Source organism: Allobosea sp. CER48 (assembly GCF_044752385.1).
GTDB lineage: Bacteria > Pseudomonadota > Alphaproteobacteria > Rhizobiales > Beijerinckiaceae > Allobosea.
Genome location: NZ_JBIWYK010000155.1, coordinates 1 through 6,819 on the forward strand (window position 1 = coordinate 1; position 6,819 = coordinate 6,819).

Sequence of the window (6,819 nt, forward strand, 5' to 3'; positions counted from 1 at the left end):
GGGAGCGGCTGTTCATCTCCGATGATGCTTCGAAGGCCGTGCTTTCCACCCGCAGCGTCGCGCTGTGGCGGAAAGGCTGATCACATCAGCACGATCAGCGACCGCGGTGAGAGCGAGATTTCCTGATCGGCCTTCAGCCCTTTTCGGCCCTCGTCGGAGCTGGGCCCTGTCTCCGTATCCAGCACGACCGACCACGAACCCGTCTTCACCCGCGGCGGGACCTTGAAGACGACCTCGCCATCGAAGGCGTTGAACAGGATCAAGGCCTCGTCGACGCCTCCCTCGACATCCGGCATATGCATCAGCAGGCCGATAGCCAGCACTCCGGGATCGTCCCAGTGTTCCTCGAGCTGCTCCCCGCCGGCAGGGTTGACCCAGCGCAGCAGGCAGCCGTCCCGGAACGATGCGCGCCGGAAGATCGGATGCTCGGTTCGCAGAGCGATCACCTGCCTGACGAAGCCGGCGAGCGCCTCGTCGCGCCGCGTGATCTCGTCCCAACGCATCCAGGCCGTGTCGTTGTCCTGGGCGTAGACATTGTTGTTGCCCCGGTTGGAATGGCCATGCTCGTCGCCGGCGAGCAGCATCGGCGTGCCGTGGGACAGGAGCAGCGTTGCCAGCAGATTGCGCTTCTGGCGCTCGCGCACCGCGATGATGCCTTCCTCCTCGGTCGGCCCCTCGGCGCCATGATTGAAGGACAGGTTATGGCCGTGGCCGTCCTTGTTGTCCTCGCCATTCGCCTCGTTGTGCTTGTCGTTATAGGAGACGAGGTCCGCCAGCGTGAAGCCGTCATGAGCGGTAATGAAGTTGACGCTGGCCCATGGCCGGCGGCCCCGCTGGTCGTAGACGTCGCCAGAACCGGTGATGCGCGCCGCGAGATCGCGGATGATCCCCTCCTCGCCTTTCCAGTAGCCCCGGATGGTGTCGCGGTACTTGTCGTTCCACTCGGCCCAGCCCGGCGGAAAGCCGCCGACCTGATAGCCGCCCGGCCCGATATCCCATGGCTCGCCGACGAGCTTGACCTTGCGCAGAATAGGATCCTGCCCCATCGCGTCGAAGAAGCCGCCGCGGGGATCGAAGCCATGCGGCTCGCGGCCGAGAATCGTGCCGAGATCGAAGCGGAAGCCGTCGACCTCCATGACCTCGACCCAGTAGCGCAGCGAATCCATCACCATCTGCAGCACGCGCGGATGGGAGGTGTTTACTGTGTTCCCGGTCCCGGTGTCGTTGATGTAGTAACGCGGCTCGCCCGGCATCGTCCGGTAATAGGAGAAGTTGTCGATACCCTTGAACGACAGCGTCGGGCCGAGCTCATTGCCCTCGGCCGTGTGGTTGTAGACGACGTCCAGCACCACTTCGAGCCCGGCATCGTGGAAGCGGCGGACCATGTCGCGGAACGAGGAGAGGCCGGCCCGGCCGAGATAGCGCTGCATCGGCGCGAAAAAGCCGATCGTGTTATAGCCCCAGTAGTTGGACAGGCCCTTGGCGACGAGATGATGGTCGTCGAGATAAGCATGCACCGGCAGGAACTCGACCGTCGTGACGCCCAGGCTCTTGATGTAGTCGATCACCGCGGACTCGGCGAGGCCGTCGAAGGTACCGCGGCTTTTCTCGGGCACCGCCGGGTGCAGTTGCGTGAAGCCGCGGACATGGGTCTCGTAGAAGACGGTCAGGTCCCAGCCGATGCCGGGCGCGGGCGGGCGCTGCGGATCGGCCTGCCAGTCGACTACGACGCATTTCGGCATGTAGCGCGCGCTGTCGCGTTCGCTGAAGCTGAGATCGCGGTCCTCCCCGGCATCGATCACGTAGCCGTAATGCGCCTCATTCCAGTCGACGGACCCGGAAAACTCGCGCGCATAGGGATCGAGTAGGAGTTTGTTCGGATTGAAGCGGTGCCCTTCCTCCGGTGCGAAGCGGCCATGGACGCGGTAGCCGTAGCGCTGCCCCGGCCCCACCCGCGGCAGGTAACCGTGGAAGACCTCGTCGGTGTATTCCGGCAGCGTGATGCGCGCGGTTTCCGTCTGCCCCGCCTCGTCGAAAAGACAGAGTTCCACGCGTTCGGCATGGGCCGAGAACAGGGCAAAGTTGGTCCCGTCGCCATCGAACACGGCGCCGAGCTCGGAAGCCCGGCCGGGCCTGATCTCAAAACCCGTCATGTCGCACTCCGCCATGTCACAGCACCTTCGCGTCGAGCGTGCAGAAGGGAGGATCATCGCCGCAGAGCGCTCCCCATCTTCGCCGCGATGGCAGCAACGTGGTGGTGCAAAAGCGGTTCCGGATCGCTGGCCCCGTTCTTGCGTAAATATTTCGCCGCGCTGCCGGAACCTGGCTCGCGGCGGCCTGTTGTGCTTCGCGGATGCCGAGGGCGTGACAATGACAGATGTGCTGAAGCTGGCCGAGATCGGAGGCGCGCCTGCGACGTCCGGCCACGCATTGCATTACGCGCCCGCCGTCAAGGACGACATTGCCGACCGCCCCTCTCCGATCGCAGCCACCACGAAATTGCTCTTCGTCACCTCCGAGATGGGCGACTTCATCAAGGCCGGTGGTCTCGGCGAGGTCTCGACCGCTTTGCCCCGGCAATTGCGGAAGTTCTGCGAGGTGCGAGTCCTGCTGCCCGGCTTCCGGCAGGTCCGCAAGGCGAGACCGGCGATGGATGTCGTCCGGCAGATGCCGCGCGTCGCCGGCCTGCCGCCATGGTCGCTCGGCCGCTTCACCACAAGTGACGGCCTGATCGTCTATACCGTCCTCTGCGATGAGCTTTATGACCGTGATGGCTCGCCCTATGGCCCGTTCGGCGGGGGCGATTTCGGCGACAACGACATCCGCTTCGGACGGCTATCGCTCGCCGCCGCGGAGATCGCCGCCGGCGAGGCCGACCCGAACTGGAAGCCCGATGTCGTCCATGTGAACGACTGGCCCTCCGCCCTTGCACCCGGCTACATGCGCTGGAAGGGCCTCGCGACCCCGTCGATCCTGACCATCCACAACCTGGCCTATCAGGGGCTCTACCACCCGCAGCGCATGCGCCTTCTGGGCATCCCGGACCTCGCCTTCAACATCAACGGCGCTGAATTCCACGGCAAGATCTCGTTCCTGAAGAGCGGCATCTATTACGGCTCGCATGTCACCACCGTGAGCGAGACCTATGCCAACGAGATCACCACCGCCGAACATGGCTGTGGCCTCGACGGCCTTCTCAAGATGCGCATGCACGAAGGCCGGCTGACCGGGATCGTCAACGGCATCGACGATAGCTGGAACGCACTAATCGATGGCGGCCGCACCGGCGACCAGATCATCCGGCAATGGAAGAGGCGCAACGCTGCCGAAATCCGCCGGACCTTCGACCTGCCGGACTCGCGCGGCCCGCTGTTCTCGATCGTCTCCCGTCTGGTCCATCAGAAGGGCATCGATCTTTCGCTGGAGGCGGCTGAAACGATCGTGGCCCAGGGCGGCCAGCTCGTCGTGACCGGACGTGGCGAGCCGCGCATCGAGGAAGCCGTCGAGAAGCTGGCAAAGCGCTTTCCGCGCGCCGTCGCCGCGCGGATCGGTTTCGACGATGGCGAGGCGCGGCGCCTATTCGCCGCCAGCGATTTCCTGCTCATGCCCTCACGTTTCGAGCCCTGCGGCCTCAGCCAGATGTATGCGCAGCGCTCCGGCGCCCTGCCGATCGCCTACCGGACCGGCGGTCTTGTCGATACAATCGAGGACGGATTGTCCGGATTCCTGTTCTCCAGTCTCACGGGAGCGGGCTTGACCGGGGCGGTGGCCCGAGCCCTGGAAGCCTTCCGCTCGAAGCGCGCCTTCCGGCAGATGCGGGATCACGCCATGGCCAAGCGCTTCGACTGGCGCCGCCCGAGCTTCCGCTATGCGGATGTCTACGCTCGGGCCCTCGTCGCCTGATTATGGCGCTCAGGCGATACGCGGCTTGTCCGGCGTGGTCGCCGATGCTGAGCTCAACGCTTAGCCTTCGGCGCGGATTTGGTGGCGCCCGCATTGCCGGTCGCAGCCTTCTTAGCCGGGGCGGTTGCTTTCGGCTGGTCGTTCGCGGTCGCGGATATCTTGCCCTTGGTCGGCTTCGCCGCCTTGGCGGGTTGCCCGGTGCACGCAGCGACCCGCTCTTCGGCCAGTCGCCAGTGTTCGGCATCACGGCCTTCGGGCTTACCCTCGGCCTCCCAGATCGCATAGGCGGTATCGCGGACGATCTGTTCCCGGCTCATCATCTGTCTCCTGGAAAGGCGGCTGAAACGCGGTGGATGAACGGCAGCAGGAGTGGTTGGTTCCGCCGACCGCCCCCGCCTTTCGGCGAGGGTGTGGTTGCGGAACGGAGAACTGTTCTGCTGCGTTGCATCATCGCCGATTCCACCTCCCGGGCGGAACACCTCTCGTCTTTCGGATAAGCCCGTTTATGCGCCAGTCTGCACCGTCTCTGCCCGCCCTGGCTCAACACGATCGGGTGTTGCTGGAGGAAGGGCGCCATCCCGACCCCTTCGCCATCCTGGGTCGCCACGCCTTCACCGGTGGCAGCTTCGTGCGGGCTTTCCTGCCCGGCTGCAACTACGCCGAACTCGTCACCGGAGAAGGCGAGGAACGCAGCGCGGTGCCGATGATCACACAAGGTGACGGCGTCTTCCAGGTATCCTCCCCGACGGAAGGCTCCTACCGGCTGCGCATTTCCTGGCCGGACGGCATCGTCGAGGCGGCCGATCCCTACGCCTTCGGCCTGTCACTGTCGGAGGACGATATCTATCTCTTTGCTGAGGGGCGCCATTTCGACCTCTCGACACGGCTCGGCGCCAATCCGTGGTCTTTCGACGGCGTCGAGGGCGTGCTCTTCGCCGTCTGGGCACCGAATGCCGCGCAGGTCGCGGTCGTAGGCGATTTCAACAGCTGGGATGCCCGCCGCCACCCGATGCGCCGCCGGCTCGGGCCCGGCATCTGGGAGCTGTTCATTCCCGGCATCGGCCCGGGCGCCGTCTATAAATATGCGATCACCGCACAGAATGGCGAAAAGCTGCCTTGGAAGGCCGATCCGCTCGGACGCCTGCACGAGGAGCCGCCACGGACCGGCTCCATCGTCGCCGCTGCGCCGGATTTCAGCTGGAGCGATGCCGCGTGGCTGGAAAGGCGCGAGCATGCGAACCCGATAGCGGAGCCACTCGCCATCTATGAGGTTCATGTCGGCTCCTGGCTCAGGACCGAATGGGGCCGGATGGGCAGTTGGGACGAGGCCTGCGACAGGCTGATCCCCTATCTTGAGCATATGGGCTTCAGCCATGTCGAGCTCTTGCCGATCACAGAGCATCCCTTCGGAGGCTCATGGGGCTATCAGCCGCTCGGCCTCTTCGCGCCCACGGCAAGACTGGGCCCGCCTGAGGCCTTCGCCAGATTCGTGGATCGCTGCCATGCGGCCGGTATCGGCGTGATCCTGGACTGGGTGCCTGCCCATTTCCCCGCAGACGAGCACGGGCTCGCGCGCTTCGACGGCACCGCGCTCTACGAGCATGAAGACCCGCGCCAGGGCTTCCACCGCGATTGGAATACGCTGATCTACAATGTCGGCCGGCGCGAGGTCCGCGGCTTCCTGATCGCCTCGGCGCTCTGGTGGCTTGAGACCTTCCATCTCGACGGCCTGCGCGTCGACGCGGTCGCGTCCATGCTCTATCGCGACTACAGCCGCGAGCCCGGCGAATGGGTGCCGAACCATCTCGGCGGGCGCGAGAATTTCGAGGCGATCTCCTTCTTCCAGGAGCTCAACACCCTGGTCGGCGCCCGCGGGCGCGGCGCCATCACCATCGCCGAGGAATCGACGGCCTGGCCGGGCGTCACCGCGCCAGTCCACCATGGCGGGCTCGGCTTCCATTTCAAATGGAACATGGGCTGGATGCACGACACCCTGCGCTATTTCGCGCGGGATCCGATCCATCGCGGCTATCACGGCGACGACGTCACCTTCGGCTTGATCTACGCCTTCTCCGAGAACTTTGTGCTGCCGATCTCGCATGACGAAGTGGTCCACGGCAAAGGCTCGCTCCTCTCCCGCATGCCCGGCGACGACTGGCAGCGTTTCGCTAACCTGCGGCTGTGCCTCTCCTTGATGTGGACGCATCCCGGCAAGAAGCTGCTCTTCATGGGCTGCGAGTTCGGCCAGGAGGAGGAATGGAATGTCGATGCGCCGTTCCCCTGGCCTTCGGATGATGACGGCCGCCGACGCGGGACAATGCGATTGGTGCGCGACCTCAATGCGTTTTATCGCGGTCACTCCAGTCTGCATCGTCTCGACCATAGCAGTGAGGGTTTCGGCTGGATGATCGCGGATGACCAGGCCAATGCCGTCTTCGCCTTCACCCGCTCGGCCGGCGATGGAAGGCCGCCGCTCGTGGTGGTCGCCAACATGACGCCCGTGCCGCGCCATGACTACCGCGTCGGCGTCGCAGCCGCAGGGCGCTGGGTGGAACGTCTCAACAGCGATGCGGAAAGCTATGGTGGCTCGGGCCTCGGCAATGGCGGCCAAGCCGCGACGGAAGCCGTCGCCTCCCATGGGCAGGCGCAGTCCATGTCGCTGACCCTGCCGCCGCTCGCGCTTCTCGTGCTGGAGCATGCGGGGGCGTCCGAATGAGCGATGACCTGCTGCGCCAGCTCGCCACCCGCGCCGGGATCGCCCCCGAATGGACCGACCAGACCGGCACGCTGCGTCAGGTCTCGCCCGACAGTCTGCGCGCGATCCTGCGCGCGCTCGGCCTGCCCGGCGACACGGACGAGAGCGTGCGCAATTCCCTTGCCGCGGTGGAAGCGGTTCCGCTCGCAGGCTCGTCGCGC

Annotated in this window: 5 protein-coding genes; 3 read left to right on the plus strand and 2 right to left on the minus strand. The window is 65.5% G+C overall.

The genetic code is table 11. The annotated features are described in order from the left end of the window. Positions 1-80: 80 nt before the first annotated feature. Positions 81-2,153: a glycogen debranching protein GlgX gene (gene glgX, locus ACIPIA_RS07975; protein WP_400508332.1), complete on the minus strand. Its 2,073-nt coding sequence runs from the start codon at positions 2,151-2,153 to the stop codon at positions 81-83. 217 nt (positions 2,154-2,370) lie between these two features. On the opposite strand from glgX, the gene glgA reads away from it, so the two are divergent. Then, positions 2,371-3,903 (plus strand): glycogen synthase GlgA, encoded by a 1,533-nt coding sequence (gene glgA, locus ACIPIA_RS07980; RefSeq protein WP_400508339.1) that lies wholly within the window; start codon positions 2,371-2,373, stop codon positions 3,901-3,903. A gap of 53 nt (positions 3,904-3,956) precedes the next feature. Here the strand turns inward: glgA and ACIPIA_RS07985 are convergent, their stop codons facing one another. Continuing rightward, entirely contained in the window at positions 3,957-4,220 is a 264-nt protein-coding gene (locus ACIPIA_RS07985) for a DUF2934 domain-containing protein (protein WP_400508334.1), read from the minus strand. 188 nt (positions 4,221-4,408) lie between these two features. Between ACIPIA_RS07985 and glgB the strand changes: the two genes are divergently transcribed. Continuing rightward, entirely contained in the window at positions 4,409-6,619 is a 2,211-nt protein-coding gene (gene glgB / locus ACIPIA_RS07990) for a 1,4-alpha-glucan branching protein GlgB (protein WP_400508336.1), read from the plus strand. Continuing rightward, positions 6,616-6,819, plus strand: a 204-nt coding sequence (locus ACIPIA_RS07995) for a hypothetical protein (RefSeq protein ID WP_400508337.1), incomplete at its 3' end; no start/stop codon positions are given. The genes glgB and ACIPIA_RS07995, both read left to right, overlap by 4 nt.

Bases quoted from the DNA above. Each gene is read 5' to 3' on its own strand.
- glgA (WP_400508339.1), top strand. From the start codon at position 2,371: ATGACAGATGTGCTGAAGCTGGCCGAGATCGGAGGCGCGCCTGCGACG.
- glgB (WP_400508336.1), top strand. From the start codon at position 4,409: ATGCGCCAGTCTGCACCGTCTCTGCCCGCCCTGGCTCAACACGATCGG.
- ACIPIA_RS07985 (WP_400508334.1), bottom strand. From the start codon at position 4,220: ATGAGCCGGGAACAGATCGTCCGCGATACCGCCTATGCGATCTGGGAG.
- glgX (WP_400508332.1), bottom strand. From the start codon at position 2,153: ATGACGGGTTTTGAGATCAGGCCCGGCCGGGCTTCCGAGCTCGGCGCC.